Genomic DNA, 16,383 nt, shown 5'->3' with positions numbered 1-16,383 from the left:
GGGTGAGGTGTGGCTTGTCGAAGGCCCATCACCAACCCGGAGGTTCTCGTGTCTCACCGTAATGCCCGCACCACGCTGCATGGGCGAAGGCTCATCGTCGAGCGCTACCAGCAGGGCTGGAAACAGGCCCATATCGCCGACGCGATGGGGATCTCCCGCAAGTGTGTCCACACCTGGATTAGCCGGTTCGCCGCCGAAGGCGAAGCCGGACTCTACGACCGGTCCTCGCGGCCGCACCACAGCCCTACGCGCACCTCGGCACGGGTAGAACGCCAAGTAGTCGCCGCGCGGCGCAAGCATCGCCGGGGCCAGGACTGGCTAGGCCTGAGCTGGGAATCCCTGCCCGGACAGTGGCACGGATTCTGCGGCGCCGCGGCGTGCCGTACCTGCGTGATTGCGATCCGATGACCGGTGCGGTGATCAAAGCCTCCCGGGCCAGCACACGACGCTATGAACGCGAACACCCCGGCGAACTGGTGCACGTCGACGTCAAGAAGCTTGGCCGTATCCCCGACGGTGGCGGATGGCGTGCCCACGGGCGCAGCGAAGACGTCCGTGGCCGCGGAATCGGCTATGACTACGTGCACTCCATGATCGATGACCACAGCCGGCTTGCGTACTCAGAGATCCACGCTGACGAGAAAGGCGCGACCTGCGCGGGGTTCATCTCTCGGGCCGCGCAATACTTTCAATCCCAGGGCATTCCGCACATTGAACGGGTCATCACAGACAACCATCTGAGCTATCGCCGCTCAGCAGCGGTCGCTGCGGCCATCGACGCACTCAACGCCCGGCATCTATTCATCAAGCCGCACTGCCCCTGGCAAAACGGCAAAGTGGAGCGTTATAACCGCACCCTGCAAACAGAATGGTCTTATCACCGGGTGTTCGCATCAAACGCACACCGAGCCCAAGCCCTTGCACCCTGGGTCGAGTTCTACAACACTCAACGCCGCCACAGCGCACTCGACGGGCTACCACCGATCAGCCGACTGCGACCAACCTGATGGCCGAGTACATCTAGGGCGCCACGCACCGGTGGCCGGCGGCCCTGGTGGTCCGTCGGCTGGTCGGTGGTTTCGCCACGCTCAGGGGTCGTCGCCGGGTGGGTCTTCGTCGGGTTCGTCGGGGGCGAGGATGCGGTCGGGGTGGTGATACGGGTTGGTGCGGGATTGCCCGCAGTCCAACGCTGGTGGCGGCACCCATTCGGTGACGCCGTCTTCGGGGCGGTTCCTCGTGGTCCAGCCGGTGGTCTCGACCATCCTGTTGTCCGGCCCGCACGCCAGAGTCATGTCCTCGACGTCGGTGTTGCCGCCGTCTTTCCAGTCTTTGTTCGCGTGGTGCACCTCGGAGTGATAGCCGTCGGCGGTGCAGCCCGGGGCGGTGCAGCCCCGGTGCTGAGCCAGCAGCACGATGCGCTGCCCCGGTGAGGCGGTGCGGCGGGTACGCCCCAGATGCAGCGGCACACCCTTGCCGTCGAACAGCGCCAGCCAGAGGTACGCGTGAGACGCCATCCGGATGACGTCACGCATCGGAATCAACGTCCCGCCAGCGGTGAGCCCGTGCCCGACCGCCTTCTCCAGGTCCTTGAGTTCGGTGCGGATGATGATCGTCGCCGGCAATCCCTTGTGTTGGCCGAGATCACCGGAGGCCAGGACCGCGCGCCCGGCGGCCAAGAACGCATCATGGTCGCGTTGACTCTGCGTGCGCGTATCTTTCGCCGCCGTATCGGGATCCGGCTCGCCGTCGACTTGTGGGGTGTCGTCGGCGGGGTTGCACATCCCGGGGGCGGCGAGTTTGGCTTTGACCGCTTCCCAGGTGGCTGCGGCTTCGGGGGTGAGGTATCCGGAGATGGGGACCGTGCCGTCGGGGCGTTGTTTGCCCAGGCGCAGCCCGCGGCGGGCTTGGCGGTCGGTGTCGGTGAAGGTGCCGTCTTGGTCGAGCAGGTACTTCAGCCGGTCGGCGACGGCGGTGAAGCCGTCGGCGCCGAGGGTGCTGGCGTGGTGGGCGAGGTCGGTTTCGGCGGCTTCGCGGGCTTGGAAGTCCACCGAGTGGGGCAGGGTGCGGAAGAACGACTTGATCTCGCTGACATGCTCGGACCCGAGTTGGCCTTTCGCCTGGGCGGCGGCGACGTTCGGCAACGCGGGGGGCAGCGGCTCACCGGTCAGGGCGGTGCGCGGGCCGAGGAGTTCGGCGTTTTTGAGGCGCCGGAAGGCTTCGGCTTCGCTGATCCGCAGCCGGGCGGCCAGGACTTTGGTGTAGCTGCTGGCGCCGAGTTCTTTCGGGGTGCATTCGGCGCGCAGGCGTTGGTAGATCGTGTGGTCGAGGACGGGCTGTAACCAGGCCAGGGTTTCGCGGCGCTGCTGCAGGTCCAACAACTCCAGCGGGGTGAAGGCGTCGATGGACAGTGAGTTCATCTGCGCTTGCAGGGTTTCCATCTGGGTCAGGGCAGCCAGCATCGCCTCTCGATCGGCGACGGCTGACGTTCCCATGCCTCGAAACTAGACCTGGCCACCGACAAGAACCGGCGCAATGTGACAGCAGATACTCATGTGGCACAGGGATTTTCGGAACAGATTGAGAATGACACCAGACAACAGAAACGCGCGAGATCCTCGTCTGGTGTCTATCTCAACCGCGCCCGCTACGCCAACGCGGCGGTGAGGTCCGGCAATACGCCATGGTGCTGCGAGTCGCGGAAGCAGATGTCGATGTCGGTAACGGTGTCCGATGCATGCGGCTACTTCAATCAGCTGGTCACCGATCCCGCGACGGCCGAGGCCATCCTGGCGCGGCTGGACGAGGAGGGCGGCTGATCAGGCGTCCGCGCCCCGACGGTGGCGCGATCACGGCGCCATTGCCACGGCCGCCTCGAACACCAGCTGTGCATGCAACTCGAACAGATCGCTGAAGCGCTGCGGATTGTCCTCGATCTCGTTGGCGACGAAGATGCCGTCGGCGCCCGCGATGAGATAGGTGGTCAGGACCTCGACCTTTGCCTCGGCAAGTCCCGGCGCCACGGCGCGGATCACATCGGCGAACCGCTGAAAAGTGGCCTGCCGGTTGTGCAGGAACCGCGTCTTGGCGTGCAACTCGACCGGTCGGCGGTCCAGCGCCAGCTTCAACCCCAACCTCAAGAAGTCGGGGCTCTGCTGTAGCGCCTTCGCGACCTGAGCACCGATCTCACGCCCGCGCTCCTCGGCGCTGCCGATTTCCGGCAGGCTCAACGCGTGTGACCATCGCTCGAAGCTGCGATCGATGACCTCCGCCATCAGATCGTCCTTGTCGGCAAAATGCCAGTAGATAGACGTCGGCGGTAGCCCACTGAGCTCGCTGACCGCCGAGATACTGGCGGCGTCGTACCCACGCTCGGTGGCGACCGTCGTGGCCGCGTCCAGAATGCGCTCGCGGGAACGGTCACCGTTGGCGCGGGTACGGCGCGTGGGCGTCGAACCCGTCTTTCTTTTCGTCATGACCGATCCCGCCTCCCTGACGACCGATTATGCACTAATCTCTTACTGTAGGTATCACTACATCAAGGAGAGCGACAACGATGACCCACTTCTCCGCACCGAGCCGTCGGGCGTTTCTGGCCATGGCGGGCCTGTCTGTCGCTGCCGCCACCACCGCCTCGTGCGGGGTCGAACCATCCACCACACCCTCCGCAACCAAGACCGGTCTACCGTCGGCATCCCAACACAACATCCTGTTCGTGTTCACCGACCAGGAACGGCACTTTGCGCAGTGGCCGGCCGGCATGTCGTTGCCCGGCCGCGAGCGTCTGCACAACGATGGGGTGAGCTTCACCAACCACTACTGTCCGGCCGTCATGTGCACCAGCTCGCGGTCGGTGATCCTGACCGGACTCCAGACACCGGACAACGGCATGTTCGAGAACGTAGACCTCCCCTACGTCAGATCCATGAGTACGGACATCCCGACGGTGGGTGACATGCTGCGAGCAGCAGGCTATTACACGGCCTACAAAGGCAAATGGCATCTGAACAGTGCGTTCGAAACCGCGAAGCCGGATCACCTGTTCACCGAGGAGATGGAGGCGTACGGCTTTTCCGACTATGTGTGGCCCGGTGACGTGCTGACACACACGCTGGGCGGTTACACCTATGACAACATGATCGGCGGCAGCGTCGTGTCGTGGTTGCGCGACCAGGGCCGCACCCTTGCGGATGACAACAAGCCATGGGCGCTGTTCGTGAGCCTGGTGAACCCCCACGACATCATGTACTTCAACACCGACGCACCCGGCGAACATGTTCAGGACAACGGTCGGCTTCTCATGCAAGCAGCCCGCGCACCCAAGAACGAGCTGTATGAGAGGCAATGGGAGGCAACTCTTCCCGATAGCCTCACCCAGTCGATGACTGCACCGGGGCGGCCGGCTGCTCACGGCGAGTACCTCAAGGCATGGGGCTACACGCTGGGCACCATTCCGCCCGAGACCGAGCGTTGGAACCGCTTCTCGGACTTCTATCTCAACAGCATCCGCAGTGTGGACCAGCAGGTTGCTCTTCTGCTCGACGAACTCGACGCGTTGGGCTTGACCGACAACACCATCGTCGTTTTCACCAGTGATCACGGGGAAATGGGCGGCGCGCATGGGCTCCGCGGCAAAGGCCCCTTTGCCTACCAGGAAGCCATCCACCTGCCCCTGCACATCGTGCACCCCGATGTTGCGGGCGGACAGCAGGTTACATCGTTGACCGGTCACATCGACCTGGCGCCGAGCTTGCTCTCCCTGGCCGGCGTCCAGTCCGGTGCCGTGGGCGAGATTGCGGGACGCGAGCTGCCCGGTTCTGACCTCAGTACAGTGCTGGGCAATCCCGCGCAGGCCCACGAACACTCGGTACGGGAGGCGGTGTTGTTCACCTACAGCGGACTGGCGACCAATGACAGCGAGGTCATCCGCATCGTCGCCGACGCCAAAGCCGCTCAACGGGATCCGAAGCAGGCGATGGCGGAGATGGGTTACCGACCGGATCTGAGCAAGAGGGGCAGCCTGCGCACCATGTTCGACGGGCGGTACAAGTTCACCCGCTACTTCGCGCCCACGCAGCGCAATCTCCCTCGCGACCTCGACGAGCTCTATCGATTCAACGACGTCGAGCTGTTCGACCTGCAGAACGACCCAGCAGAGATGACGAACCTGGCCGCCGTCAAGGGCGACAACGCCGATCTCGTCCTGGCTTCGAGCGCCAAGCTGGAAGCGGCCATCCAGCGCGAGATCGGTGTCGACGACGGCCGCGAGATGCCGGACTTCGACAACATCGAGTGGACGATCGACCGACTCGACCTCTGATTCGGCACGGGCCAACGCCCGACCAGGTGCCGGACTCCGCCGAAGTCGACGAAATGCCGGACTTCACTCGAACTTTTGGGCCCGTGTGTCGGTCTGGGCGAGTTGGTGCACGACGTCGCGGGTGTCGGGGTAGAGCTTCGACCAGGTGGTGTAGAGATCGTCGTACAGGGCGACGGCCTCCGGGTCCGGCGTGATCTCGTAGGAAATCTTGGCCCAATCGGTCTCCGGCGCAACCACACCCGCTCCGATGGCAGCCAGCAGAGCGTCACCGTAACTCGCGCCGATTGCCTGCTCGGGCACCAGCTGCGCATGGCCGGTGACGTTGGTGAGGGTCTGCGCCCAGATGGGGCTGCGCAGGCCGCCGCCGACGGCGACCACCCGGCGCGCGGCGTGCGCGTCGTCGAACTTCTCCAGAATCTGCCGGATCCCGAACGAAATGCCTTCATAGGCCGCGCGCAACAGATGTCCCCGGCCGTGCCGCAGTGTCAGCCCGGCGAACACCCCACGAGCCCGCGGATCGAACACCGGGGTGCGCTCCCCCGCCAGATACGGCAGCACCAGCAGCCCTTCGCTGCCCGGCGGCACGGCCTGCGCCTCGGCCATCAGATGTTCGAACGGCGCACCGCCGGTGACGGCCTGCAGCCAGTTGATCAGGCTGCCGGCTGTTGCCGTGCCCGCTGCCAGCGCATGGGTGCCCTGCTCGACGCCCGCGGTGGTCCACAGCGCTGGATCGGCGTGATAGGCGTCGATGATGTGCACCAGGAACATCGTCGAGCCGTACATCAGCATCTGGTCACCGGGCTGACGCACCCCGACCGAAAAGGCTTCGGCGACGGCGTCCACCGTGCCCGCCACCACCGGTGTGCCGGCCGGGACCCCGGTGGCCGCCGCCGCCTCGGCGTGCACGGTACCGACCACCTCGCTGGGCCAAACCAGCCGCGGCAGGGGCAGGTGCCCGCAGATCCGTTGCGCCCATTCGTCATTCCAGCGCAGCGAACGGGTGGCGTACAGCGGGTCGCACTGGCTGGCGGTGTGATGGTCCATCACGTACTCACCGGTGAGCTTGGCCGCGATGTAGGAATTGGAGCCGTACCACCGGGCAGCAGCGGCGAAGATCTCCGGTTCGTGACGGCGGACCCACTCGATCTTGGGTCCCACCGCCTGGCTGGAGAGCTGGGTGCCCGCCCGTTCCAAGATCTCCGCAGCGCCCAATTCTGCTGTCAACAGCTCGATCTCGGCCTCGGCACGGGAGTCGATGCCGTAGAGGATGGCGGGCCGCAGCGGACGCAGGTTCTCGTCGCACAACACCAGGCAGGGGCCGACACCGCTGACACACATCGCCGCGATTCGGGCACCGGCCGGCGCCCGGTCGATCAGGGCCCGGCTGATCAGGCACACCTCGCGCCACCACATACCGTCGGCGTCCACCTCGGCCCAGCCGGGGCGCGGCAGGTCCATGGAATGCGCGATAGTCTCGGTCGCGAGGACAACACCGTGGGGGTCGACGAGAACACCTTTGGAGCTTCCGGTGCCCATGTCGATGCCCAGCAGCAGGTCCACGGTGATCACCCTACGGCCCACCGTCGGAGCCCGGCATCCTGCATTGTGGAGCGGTGACCACGCTGAGCACCCACACTCCCGACGGCCGACCCCGCGCCCGCGGCCTGGGCATCGACCTGCCCGGCACTCCCGGGCTCCTCAACGCCATCACCGATGTGCCCGGCTTCGAGGTGGGCGTCACCACCCTGGTCGAGGGCGACCGGATGCGCACCGGTGTCACCGCCCTGCTGCCCCGCGGCCGGGCCGGCGTCGGCGACCCGTGCGCGGCCGGGTGGTACTCGCTGAACGGCAACGGGGAGATGACCGGCACCACCTGGATCGAGGAGGTGGGCGCCCTGAATCTGCCGATCGTGCTGTCCAACACCCACGCCGTCGGGGCCTGCCACACCGGCGTGGTCGCGTGGGTGAACCGGGTGCACCCAGGGTTGGCCCGGCAGTGGTTACTGCCGGTGTGCGCCGAGACCTGGGACGGCTACCTCAACGACATCAACGGCGGGTACGTCCGGCCTGAGCACGTCGAGGCCGCGCTGGACTCGGCCACCGGCGGTCCCGTGACCGAGGGATCGGTGGGCGGCGGCACCGGCATGAACTGCTACGAGTTCAAGGGCGGCAACGGCACCTCCTCCCGCCTGGTGGGCTACGGCGCGCACACCTTCACCGTCGCCGCATTCGTGCAGGCCAACTTCGGGTCGCGCACCGAGCTGACGGTCGCCGGCCGCCCCGTCGGTGGTGCGCTGGCCGACGACAACCCGCTGGGCGGCGACTGGTTCGTCACCGAAATGGGGCAGGCGCCGCCGCCACCGGGTGCGGGGTCGGTGATCGTGGTGATCGCCACCGATGCCCCGCTGCTGCCCGGGCAGTGCAAAGCCCTGGCGCGCCGGGTCCCGCTCGGACTGGCCCGCACCGGCACCACCGGGTCGCACTTCTCGGGCGACATCTTCCTGGCGTTGTCCACCGCGGAGGCGCCCGGGCTGGGCAGCGCCTTCCCGGTGGGCCCGCCACGCGAGGACGAATTCGGCAGCATGCGCTTTCTGCCGTGGGGCCGGATGGACGACCTGTACACCGCGACCGTGCACGCGGTGGAGGAAGCAGTGCTCAACGCCATGGTGGTCAACGCCGAGATGACCGGCCGCGACGGGCACCGCACGCCGGCGTTACCCCACGATCGGCTACAGGCCCTGCTGCGATAGTTTGGTAGTCAATCTATTTCGTCGGCAAGGAGGCGTGGTGCTCAAGGCCGGAGAAGAATCTCCCGTCGCTTCGCTGGCCCCGTCGCCCCGGCTCCTGATCGCCGCGCTGAGCATCGTGGCGCTGACCGTGGCCGTGCTGCAGACCGCGGTGGTGCCCGTCCTGGGCCTGATCTCCGAACAGCTGAACGCCTCGACAGTGGCCGTCAGCTGGACGGTGACGGCCAACCTGCTGGCAGCGGCGGCCGCCACCCCGCTGCTGAGCCGGCTTGCCGACCTGTTCAACAAGAAGTACGTGCTGCTGGGTGTGCTGGCCGTGGTGCTCATCGGGTCGGTGCTGGCCGCGACCACCACCTCGCTGCCTGTCCTGATCGCCGCCCGTGCCCTGCAGGGGGTGTCCTACTCGCTGTATCCGATCTGTGTGGCCGTGCTCCGGGAAGAACTGGCCGAAGCTCAGGTGGTCCGGGCGCTGGCCGTGCTGTCGGCCATCCTCGGGTTCGGCGGCGGAATGGGTCTGGTGACCACCGGCCTACTCGTGACCGGAGACGCCGACTACCACCGCGTGTTCTGGTTGACCACCGGCTTCACCCTGCTGGTGATCCTGGTGGTGGTGCTGGTGGTGCCCTCGCGGCGCCAACGCGGCGAGGGGTCCATCGACTGGCTGGGTGCGCTCGGCCTGGCCGCCGGACTGAGCGCGGTCCTGCTCGCCATCACCCAAGGCAACGCCTGGGGCTGGGCGTCCCTGCGGACCCTCGGAACGGCGGGCGGCGGGCTGGCCGTGCTGGCGCTGTGGTGCTGGTGGGAACGCGGGCGGCGCTACCCGCTGGTGTCGATCGCCCTGCTGACCCGGCGGGCGATGCTGCTGACCAACCTCGCCACCGTGTTCGTCGGGATGGGGCTGTACTTCAGTTTCCTGGGCCTGACCGCCTTCGTGCAGGCGCCGCGAGACGTCACCGGCTACGGGTTCTCGGCGAGCGTGCTGTACGCCAGCATCGTCTACCTGCTGCCCGGTGCGGTCGCCGGCCTGGTGATCGCCGTGCTGAGCGGGCGCTTCATCGACCGTTTCGGCGCCCGCCCGGTGCTGATGGTCGGCGCCCTGATCGGTGTGGTGGGCTTTGTGGCCCTGGCGGTCGCGCACGACCAGCCGTGGCAGGTCATCGTGGCGGGCATCTTCGCCAACGCCTACGTCAGCCTGGCGTACGGGGCGCTGCCGGCACTGGTGGTCAGCGAGGCCGACCGCGGCGAGACCGGCATCGCCACCGGGCTCAACGCCATCGCCCGCACCGTGGGCAGTGCCGTGGCGGCCGCGGTGGTCGCGGTGCTGTTGGGCCACGTCTCCGCGCGCACCGGTGAACCGCCGGAGAGCGCCTACATCATCATCTTCGCCGCCGGCGCGGTGACGGCGGCGCTGACCACCGTCCTGATTGCCCTGTCCCGCAGCACGCGGGCCAGCCGCCGATCCGGCTACGGCACGGTGGATTCGCGCGCGATGAATCACGAGTGGGGCTGAGCAGCGCCGACGGTTGCGGTTGTGGCGTTACGGGTAAGTAGCCCGCATGGTGCACTGGCTGGACAGGCTGCAGCAGCGTAGCCCGACGGCCGGGTTCGTGATCGCCGTGATCTACAAGTACGTCGATGACCAGGCCGGATACCTGGCCGCGCTGCTGACCTACTACGCCTTCATCTCGCTGTTTCCGTTGCTGTTGCTGCTGACCACGGTGCTGGGCGTGGTGCTGGCGGGCCGGCCCGAATGGCGCGAGGACATCTACGACTCGGCGTTGGCACAGTTCCCGCTGATCGGCGACCAGCTCACTGAACCGAGTCGGCTCAGCGGCGGCACCGCCGGCGTGGTCATCGGCATCGTCGTGGCGCTCTACGGCGGTCTCAACGTGGGCCAGGCGCTGCAGAACGCGATGGAGAACATCTGGGCGGTCCCGAAGAACCTGCGCCCGGATCCGATCCGGTCACGGCTGCGCAGCCTGGTGCTGCTGTTGGTGCTCGGCACCGCGCTGGTGGCCACTACCGCGCTGGTCGCATTCGGCCGGTTCCTCGGCCCGGTGGGCGCGGTCGGCGTCGTGGTGGCTGCGCTGGCGCTGAACACCGGCGTGCTCGTGGTGGCATTCCGGGTGACCACCACCCGCACGCTGAGCGTGCGGGACGTGCTGCCCGGCGCCCTGGCCGCCGCCGTGGTCTGGCAGCTGCTGCAGTGGTTCGGCGCCAGCTACGTCCAGCATGTCGTGGCGTCGGCCAGTGTGACCAACAGCGTGTTCGCCGTGGTGCTGGGGCTCATCGCGTTCCTGTATCTGATCTCCACGGTGTTGCTGATCTGCGCCGAGGTGAACGTGGTGCGGGTCGACCGCCTGCATCCCCGGGCCCTGCTGACCCCGTTCACCGATGACGTCGAGCTCACCGAAGCCGACCGCAAGATGTACGAGGGTCAGGCAAAAGCGCAGCAGGCCAAGGGTTTCCAGCGGGTCGAGGTGACGTTCGAAGACCACCCCGCAGGCCGGGACTGACGGTTCAGGGAGTGTGCAGCGGTTCCGCGGCCACCGTGAGCCGGGCTCCCGCACGCGCTGCTCCGATCCCGGCGATCACCACAAACGCGATGCCCACCAGCGCGGCCGGGCCGGGTACCTGATCCAGGATCACGAACCCGATGAGCATGGCACAAGCCGGCTCGAGGCTCATCAGGGTGCCGAACGCGGAGGTGGTGAGCCGGCGCAGCGCGAAGAACTCGAGGGTGAACGGGATGACGGGCAGCAGCACCGCCAGGCCCAGCCCGATCAGCACCAGGTCGGGGGTGATCCGGTCGTAGGCCACCGGGCCTGCGATGAGGGTCGCGACAATGCCTGCGGTCGGCATCGACACCGCCAGCCCGTTGATGCCGGCCACGTCATCGCCGACGCGCTGGGTGAGCAGGATGTAACAGCCCCAGCAGACCGCGGAGCCCAGCGCGAACAGCACGCCGACCGGATCCACCAGGCCGGTCCACGGCTGCGTGAGCAACAGCACGCCGACGGCGGCCAGGGCCGGCCACAGCAGCCGGCGGCCGCGTCCGGCGGTGGCCACCGCCACCCCGAGCGGGCCGAGGAACTCCAGCGCGCTGGCCGTGCCCAGCGGGATCCGCGCCACAGCGGCCATGAAGAGCATCGTGATCAGGGCGGTGACGATGCCCAGCAGCACGCAGTAGCCGAAGGATCGGCGAGTGAACGCACTGCGCCGGGGCCGCACGATCGCCACCATCAGGATGCCCGCCCAGGCCAGCCGAAGCCAGGCGGCGCCCTCGGTGCCCACCCGATCGATCAGCAGCACCGAAACAGCGAGGCCGAGCTGCACGAAGGCCATCGAGCCCAGCGCCATGAAGGTGCCGCTGCGGGCCTGGTTGATGGTCACCGGGTCATTGAACGAGATCGACAACGTTCATGTCCACGCGATATTTCTGGACATACTGTTCGCGATTGATGAACAATCGCGCGGATGGAACCTCGCCGCCTGGAACTGCTGGTGGCACTGGCCCAGTTGGGCTCGATGCGCGCCGTCGCCGACACCCACCAACTGACGACGTCCACGGTTTCCCAGCAGATCGCGGCGCTGGCCAGGGAGGTGGGCACGGCGCTCGTGGAACCGGAGGGCCGGCGGGTCCGGCTGACCCCGGCCGGGGCCCGCCTGGCCGATCACGCCGTCGGCATTCTCGCTGCCCTGGAATCGGCACGCCTGGATCTCGATCCCGACGCCGAACCCGCGGGCACGGTGCGCGTGGGCGGATTCGCCACCGGGATCCGGGTCTCCCTGATGCCGGTGCTGGCAGCGCTGAGAACCGGCCATCCCGACGTACACGCGGTGATCAACGAGTTCGAGCCCGGCGAGGCCTTCCGCCTGCTGATCGACGACGAGCTGGACCTGGCCATCACCTACGACTACAACCTGGCGCCGGCCAACCCGAACCCGGTACTCGAGACCCAACCGCTGTGGACCACGCCCTGGGGTCTGGCGATCCCGGCCGGCGAGCCGGACCACTCCGGCGACCTCAGGGCGTATGCCGAGCGGCCCTGGATCGTGAACTCCCGCAACACCGCCGACGAGATCGCGATCCGCACACTGGCGGCGCTGGCCGGCTTCACCCCGCGCATCGGCCATCAGATCGACACCCTCGATCTGGTGGAGGACCTCATCGCCGCCGGCTACGGCATCGCGCTGCTGCCGCTGGGCCGCGCGCCGCAACACGGGATCCGGGTGCTGCCGCTGCCCGAGCCGCAGCTGATGATGACCGCTTACGCCGTGACGCGGCGCGGGCGGGCGGTGTGGGCACCGCTCCGGCTGATCCTCACCCAGCTGGCCCGCAACTCGCCGGCGCCGCCACTGCCGGGCTGGCCGCGGTCGACACCGCCGACCTGACGCCTACCGGCTAACCGGAACCCGCGGGTGGGTAGCAACGGTGATGACGCAACCCCGCACCAACGGGCAGAGTTCCATACGAACGGAACTCGACGACAGGAGCCCGGTATGAGCACCTCCACCACCAGCCATTCGATCTCCCTGTGGGACGGGGAGATCGTCGAAGAATCCGACCTGGGATCGATGCGGCGCGTGACCGCCGACAACTTCCCCATCCTCAAGGGCCTGTCCATCAAGCGGGTGCTGCTCAATCCCGGCGCGATGCGCACCCCGCACTGGCATGCCAACGCCAACGAACTGACCTACTGCGTCTCCGGCACCGCCCTGGTCTCCATCCTCGACAACGGCAGCAGATTCTCCACCTTCACCGTCACCGCCGGCCAGATGTTCCACGCCGACTCAGGGTCGCTGCACCACATCGAGAACATCGGCGACGACGTGGCCGAGTTCATCATCTGCTTCCGCAGCGAACGCCCGGAGGACTTCGGGCTGGGCGCCACCTTCGGCGCGTTCACCGACGCCGTGCTCGGCAACACCTATGACCTGCCGGCCGCAGACTTCTCCGCAATCCGGCGCAGCACCGTCGACCACAAACTGGCCCGCCGGATCGGCGATCCCGTCATCCCCGCGCAAGCGCGCTTCAACGATCCGCACAAGTTCGACGTCGAGGCCCAGTCGCCGGGTCTGACCTATGCGATGGGTAACGCCCGCTTCGCCCGCGACCAGTTCTGGCCGGCACTCAAGGATCTTTCGATGTACTCACTGCGGATCCGCGAAGACGGCATGCGCGAGCCGCACTGGCATCCGGTCACCGCCGAAATGGGCTACGTGCAACACGGTTCGGCGCGGATGACGGTGATGGACCCGGACGGCAGCATCAACACCTGGCACCTGCACGCCGGCGACGTGTACTTCATCCCCCGCGCGTATCCCCACCACATCGAGGTCGTCGACAGCCCCGACTGGCACTTCCTGATCTTCTTCGACCAGCCGTTCCCCGCCGACATCGGCTACCGGGCGTCGGCGAGCGCCTACTCCCGCGAGGTGCTGGCCGCCGCGTTCGACACCCACATCGACGATCTGCCGAACTTCCCGTTCACCCCCGCCGACCCGCTGATCGTCGGGCGCACCAACCCCGTCGACGCCCACGGTATGGGCGAACACTGATTCGAGGTCCGCTGACATGCGCGCTCTGATCATCGGCGGCTCGCTGGGCGGGCTGGCCGCCGCGCACGAACTCACGGCGATCGGTGCCGACGTCACCGTCTACGAGCGATCGGTGGACCGCACCCAGCCTCGTGGCGCCGGCATCGTCATGCAGCCGGAGGTCGAATCCCTGCTGGCCAGACTCGGCAGATCCGTGCCCTCTATCTGCGTGAAGCTGACCGAGCGGCAACAACTGCACCGCGGCGGCGCGCCCACCCGGTACGCGGCGCCGCAGTGGATGACGGCCTGGGACACGCTGTATGACGCACTGCGTGGCCCCCTCGGACCGGCCCGGCTCCGGCTGAACAGCCAGCTCGATCACCTCGACGTTCAGACCGCCTCGGTGGCAGCCACTTTCGGTGACGGTCACGTCGCTCGGCACCGCGGGGCCGCGGTTCAGTCCTTCGCGGGAAAGTGCTTGACGATTCCTTCCTGGACCACGGTGGCCACGACGTTGCCCACCGGGTCGAAGAAGTGGCCGGTGCCCAGACCGCGCGAATCGGCCGCCACCGGAGAGGACGTGGAGTACAGCACCCAGTCGTCGAACACCACCGGGCGGTGGAACCACACCGAGTGGTTGATGGTGACCGCGAAGATCCGGTCGAAGCCCCACGACAGTCCGTGGGTGGTGATGATCGAATCCAGCACGGTGGTGTCCGAGGAGTAGACCAGCGCCGCACGGTGCAGCACCGGGTCATCGGGCATCGGTTCCTCGGTCTTCATCCACACGCGGTTGTGCGGCAGCCGCTCCCCTTTGGTGCGCATCACCCACGCCGGGTCGTTGGTGTAGCGCCACTCGATGGGCTTGAGCGCCTCGACGAACAGGGGCACTGTTTCCTCGAACCCCACCAGCAGTTCGCTGATCTTCGGAAGACCGTGTGGCGCAGCCACATCCGGCATGGCGATGCTGTGCTCCAGGCTGCTGCCCCCAGCCAGGAACGACACGAACGCGGTGGTCAGCAGTGTGCCGTCCTGGGTGACGTCCACCCGGCGGTTGGCGAAGCGGCGCTCGTCGCGCAACCGCACGACGGTGAACTCGAGATCTTTCGCAGGGTCACCGCCGGCGATGAAGTGCACCGACAGTGCGTTCGGCGGGAGGGTGGGCGAGACCGTGCGACTGGCCGCCACGAAGGCCTGCGCCATCATCTGCCCGCCGAACGTGCGGACGGGGTTCTTGCTGGGGTGGGTACCGAGGAACGCGTCCTCGCCGGCGGCCCGCAGATCGAGGACCGCCAGCAACTCCTCGAAGTCGGACCTCAGTGGTCGTCCTCGCCGATCCGGTGCACGTGGATCAGGTTGGTCGAGCCCACGGTGCCGGGAGGCGCACCCGCCACGATGACCACCAGATCACCGCGCTTGTAGCGGCCCAACTCGAGCAGCGACTTGTCGACCTGACGGATCATGGTGTCGGTGGTGTCCATGTTCGGCACGATGAACGTCTCGGTGCCCCAGGTCAGTGCGAGCTGGCTGCGGATCTCTGGCAGCGCGGTGAACGCCAGCAGCGGCAGCGGGGTGTGCAACCGCGCAAGCCGGCGCACCGTGTCACCGGACTGCGTGAACGCCACCAGCGCCTTGGCGTCGAGGCGTTCGCCGATGTCGCGGGCCGCGTAGGAGATCACGCCGCGCTTGGTGCGCGGGACGTGGGCCAGGGGCGGGGCGGCAGTGGAGTTGTCCTCGACCGCCGAGACGATCCGGGCCATGGTGCGCACCGCTTCCAGCGGGTACTTGCCCACCGAGGTCTCCCCCGAGAGCATCACCGCGTCGGCGCCGTCGAGCACCGCGTTGGCCACGTCGGAGGCCTCGGCGCGGGTGGGGCGGGAGTGTTCGATCATCGACTCCAGCATCTGGGTGGCGACGATGACCGGCTTGGCGTTCTCGCGGGCGATCTGGATGGCGCGTTTCTGGACCAGCGGCACCTCTTCCAGCGGCAGCTCCACGCCCAGGTCGCCACGGGCGACCATGATGGCGTCGAACGCCAGCACGATGGCCTCGAGGTTGTCGATGGCCTCGGGCTTCTCGAGCTTGGCGATGACGGGGACCCGGCGGCCCACCCGGTCCATGACCTCGTGCACCAGTTCGATGTCGGCCGGGGACCGCACGAACGACAGGGCGATGAAGTCGACGCCCAGTTGCAGCGCGAACTCCAGGTCGGCGATGTCCTTCTCCGACATCGCGGGCACCGAGACGTTCATGCCCGGCAGCGACAGGCCCTTGTTGTTGCTGACCCGGCCACCCTCGGTGACCCTGCAGACCACGTCGTCGCCCTCGACGGCCTCGACCACCAGGCCGACGTTGCCGTCGTCGACGAGCAGGCGGTCACCGGGGGTCGCGTCGTGGGCGAGTTGCTTGTAGGTGGTGGACACCCGGTCGTGCACACCCAGGACGTCCTCGACGGTGATGCGGACGGTCTCACCGGTGGCCCACAGCGTCGCGCCGGTGTTGAAGCGACCGAGGCGGATCTTGGGGCCCTGCAGATCGGCGAGGATGCCGACGGCGCGACCGGTGGCGTCCGAGGCCGACCGCACGCGCTTGTAGTTGGCTTCGTGGTCGCTGTGCTCACCATGGCTGAAGTTCAGCCGCGCGACATCCATGCCCGCTTCGACGAGAGCCTTGACCTGTTCATCACTGCCAACAGCCGGTCCGAGAGTACATACGATTTTGCCGCGTCTAGTCACGACGAGTCAGCATAGTCGCAGTCCGGAGGCATCTCGACCGATA

General features: G+C 67.5%; 12 protein-coding genes and 1 pseudogene. 7 read left to right on the top strand and 6 right to left on the bottom strand.

Annotated features, from left to right (window positions below; genetic code table 11):
• The first annotated feature begins 48 nt into the window (after nucleotides 1–48).
• A pseudogene (locus tag G6N58_RS22765) lies at nucleotides 49–1,007 on the top strand (IS481 family transposase).
• Between the two features lie 81 nt (nucleotides 1,008–1,088).
• On the opposite strand, the gene G6N58_RS22760 reads toward G6N58_RS22765, so the two are convergent.
• On the bottom strand, nucleotides 1,089–2,492 hold the full coding sequence (locus G6N58_RS22760; RefSeq protein ID WP_115277196.1) for an HNH endonuclease signature motif containing protein: 1,404 nt from the start codon (nucleotides 2,490–2,492) through the stop codon (nucleotides 1,089–1,091).
• Between the two features lie 354 nt (nucleotides 2,493–2,846).
• Complete coding sequence (locus G6N58_RS22755) at nucleotides 2,847–3,473, bottom strand: TetR/AcrR family transcriptional regulator (protein WP_068916806.1); 627 nt, start codon at nucleotides 3,471–3,473, stop codon at nucleotides 2,847–2,849.
• Between the two features lie 239 nt (nucleotides 3,474–3,712).
• On the opposite strand from G6N58_RS22755, the gene G6N58_RS22750 reads away from it, so the two are divergent.
• Complete coding sequence (locus G6N58_RS22750) at nucleotides 3,713–5,317, top strand: sulfatase family protein (protein ID WP_264037997.1); 1,605 nt, start codon at nucleotides 3,713–3,715, stop codon at nucleotides 5,315–5,317.
• Between the two features lie 63 nt (nucleotides 5,318–5,380).
• Here the strand turns inward: G6N58_RS22750 and G6N58_RS22745 are convergent, their stop codons facing one another.
• The gene (locus G6N58_RS22745; protein WP_163908659.1) at nucleotides 5,381–6,877 is read right to left on the bottom strand and encodes an FGGY-family carbohydrate kinase; all 1,497 of its coding nucleotides are present in this window, start codon (nucleotides 6,875–6,877) and stop codon (nucleotides 5,381–5,383) included.
• 53 nt (nucleotides 6,878–6,930) lie between these two features.
• On the opposite strand from G6N58_RS22745, the gene G6N58_RS22740 reads away from it, so the two are divergent.
• From G6N58_RS22740 to G6N58_RS22730, 3 genes are read left to right on the top strand one after another with little or no spacing between them, the layout of a single operon-like run.
• Nucleotides 6,931–8,067, top strand: a complete 1,137-nt coding sequence (locus tag G6N58_RS22740) for a DmpA family aminopeptidase (protein WP_115277197.1) — start codon at nucleotides 6,931–6,933, stop codon at nucleotides 8,065–8,067.
• A 37-nt stretch (nucleotides 8,068–8,104) separates the two neighbouring features.
• Complete coding sequence (locus tag G6N58_RS22735; protein WP_115281332.1) at nucleotides 8,105–9,574, top strand: MFS transporter; 1,470 nt, start codon at nucleotides 8,105–8,107, stop codon at nucleotides 9,572–9,574.
• Between the two features lie 46 nt (nucleotides 9,575–9,620).
• The gene (locus G6N58_RS22730) at nucleotides 9,621–10,580 is read left to right on the top strand and encodes a YihY/virulence factor BrkB family protein (RefSeq protein ID WP_115277198.1); all 960 of its coding nucleotides are present in this window, start codon (nucleotides 9,621–9,623) and stop codon (nucleotides 10,578–10,580) included.
• Nucleotides 10,581–10,584: 4 nt separating this feature from the next.
• Here G6N58_RS22730 and G6N58_RS22725 read toward each other — a convergent pair whose 3' ends face one another.
• The gene (locus G6N58_RS22725; protein WP_115281333.1) at nucleotides 10,585–11,424 is read right to left on the bottom strand and encodes an EamA family transporter; all 840 of its coding nucleotides are present in this window, start codon (nucleotides 11,422–11,424) and stop codon (nucleotides 10,585–10,587) included.
• Between the two features lie 117 nt (nucleotides 11,425–11,541).
• Here G6N58_RS22725 and G6N58_RS22720 point away from each other — a divergent pair, with 117 nt between their 5' ends.
• Together G6N58_RS22720 and G6N58_RS22715 are read left to right on the top strand one after the other, a co-directional pair.
• Complete coding sequence (locus G6N58_RS22720) at nucleotides 11,542–12,459, top strand: LysR family transcriptional regulator (protein WP_115277199.1); 918 nt, start codon at nucleotides 11,542–11,544, stop codon at nucleotides 12,457–12,459.
• Nucleotides 12,460–12,567: 108 nt separating this feature from the next.
• Entirely contained in the window at nucleotides 12,568–13,626 is a 1,059-nt protein-coding gene (locus tag G6N58_RS22715; protein ID WP_068916804.1) for a cupin domain-containing protein, read from the top strand.
• A 435-nt stretch (nucleotides 13,627–14,061) separates the two neighbouring features.
• Here the strand turns inward: G6N58_RS22715 and G6N58_RS22710 are convergent, their stop codons facing one another.
• Nucleotides 14,062–14,925, bottom strand: a complete 864-nt coding sequence (locus tag G6N58_RS22710) for an acyl-CoA thioesterase II (RefSeq protein WP_115277200.1) — start codon at nucleotides 14,923–14,925, stop codon at nucleotides 14,062–14,064.
• The gene (gene pyk / locus G6N58_RS22705; protein WP_115277201.1) at nucleotides 14,922–16,340 is read right to left on the bottom strand and encodes a pyruvate kinase; all 1,419 of its coding nucleotides are present in this window, start codon (nucleotides 16,338–16,340) and stop codon (nucleotides 14,922–14,924) included. Before pyk ends, G6N58_RS22710 begins: the two co-directional genes overlap by 4 nt.
• Nucleotides 16,341–16,383: the final 43 nt, after the last annotated feature.

Origin of the sequence: Mycolicibacterium tokaiense (assembly GCF_010725885.1) — a bacterium.
Classification (GTDB): domain Bacteria; phylum Actinomycetota; class Actinomycetes; order Mycobacteriales; family Mycobacteriaceae; genus Mycobacterium; species Mycobacterium tokaiense.
This window is presented reverse-complemented; position numbering and strand designations above follow the sequence as displayed.

Excerpts from the sequence above, each read along its gene's own strand:
- G6N58_RS22755 (WP_068916806.1), bottom strand. The coding sequence starts at position 3,473 with ATGACGAAAAGAAAGACGGGTTCGACGCCCACGCGCCGTACCCGCGCC.
- G6N58_RS22760 (WP_115277196.1), bottom strand. The coding sequence starts at position 2,492 with ATGGGAACGTCAGCCGTCGCCGATCGAGAGGCGATGCTGGCTGCCCTG.
- G6N58_RS22730 (WP_115277198.1), top strand. The coding sequence starts at position 9,621 with ATGGTGCACTGGCTGGACAGGCTGCAGCAGCGTAGCCCGACGGCCGGG.
- G6N58_RS22720 (WP_115277199.1), top strand. The coding sequence starts at position 11,542 with ATGGAACCTCGCCGCCTGGAACTGCTGGTGGCACTGGCCCAGTTGGGC.
- G6N58_RS22715 (WP_068916804.1), top strand. The coding sequence starts at position 12,568 with ATGAGCACCTCCACCACCAGCCATTCGATCTCCCTGTGGGACGGGGAG.
- G6N58_RS22725 (WP_115281333.1), bottom strand. The coding sequence starts at position 11,424 with ATGGCGCTGGGCTCGATGGCCTTCGTGCAGCTCGGCCTCGCTGTTTCG.